Raw genomic sequence first — 1,057 nt, 5'->3', positions numbered from 1 at the left:
TGCACGGACAACAACAACAATATGACAAACTGGTGCAAGAATGTTATCGCCTCCAACAGGAATTCAAAACTACTCAACAACAACAAGATGAACTATTAGCAGTTTTGCAACAGGAAAATGAAATTAAAGCTGGATATGCTCATTTCCAAAACTTGCAAACTACCGAAGAGAATTTATCTGCAAAATTTAGAACCCATCAAAATGCTCTGAACCAGCGTCAACAACTCCAGGAAAAACAACGTCAACAACTGCAAGAAGTACAAAACAAAATTCAGCAACATCAAGCACAGTTAAATTCTCTCAAATAGTTCATCTTGTTGTTGTTGAGTAGTTTTGAATTCCTGTTGGAGGCGATAACATTCTTGCACCAGTTTGTCATATTGTTGTTGTTGTCCGTGCAGTAGTTTTTCCCAGGTTTGACGATGGTTTTGTTGAATTTGCAGTTGTTTGAGTCGTTCTTTATCACATTCTTGTTGTTGCTGGAGTTGAGTAAGGGTAGTTTGGAGATGAGTCTGTTGTTTAGCGATCGCTTCTTTTTGTTGGAGTTGTTTTTGGTTTACTTCTAAAGTCTGTTCAAGTAATTCCACTTTCGCTTTGAACTGCCGAGCAGTATCTTTAGCTTTTTCCCCCAGGGTGTCATATTGGTCGAGTTTTAGGAGGTTGGCGAGAATTTCTTTCCGTTCATTAGGACGTTTGAGCATAAATTCATCTGCTCTACCTTGACGCAGATATGCTGAGTTAACGAATGTGTCGTAGTCGAGTTTGAGATGTTGGATAATAGTTTGTTGGGTTGCACGGACACCTTTTTGAGTCAGACTTTTAAACCGGGAACCAGTGCTAATTTGAAATTCTAGAGTAGCTGAACTTCCCCGACGACGACCACGAATAACACGGTAAACATTACCGTTGCTGCTAAAGGTGAAGTCTACCCGTACTTCTTTTTCTCCCAGACTGATAATATCATCTTCAGTAGCGGCGCGACTATTTCCCCACACCGACCAGGCGATCGCTTCCAGTAGAGAAGATTTTCCTGCACCATTTGGTCCGCAAATACAGG

General features: G+C 40.9%; 2 protein-coding genes. One reads left to right on the top strand and one right to left on the bottom strand.

The features are described from left to right. The coding region (locus D5R40_RS33250) for a hypothetical protein (RefSeq protein ID WP_192901343.1) at window positions 1-308 on the top strand (308 nt) is incomplete at its 5' end. Here D5R40_RS33250 and D5R40_RS33245 read toward each other — a convergent pair. Then, the coding region (locus D5R40_RS33245; RefSeq protein ID WP_339379585.1) for an AAA family ATPase at window positions 291-1,057 on the bottom strand (767 nt) is incomplete at its 5' end. The two genes, D5R40_RS33250 and D5R40_RS33245, sit on opposite strands and share 18 nt — an antisense overlap.

It is taken from the genome of Okeania hirsuta, assembly GCF_003838195.1.
Lineage (GTDB): Bacteria > Cyanobacteriota > Cyanobacteriia > Cyanobacteriales > Microcoleaceae > Okeania > Okeania hirsuta.
This window is presented reverse-complemented; position numbering and strand designations above follow the sequence as displayed.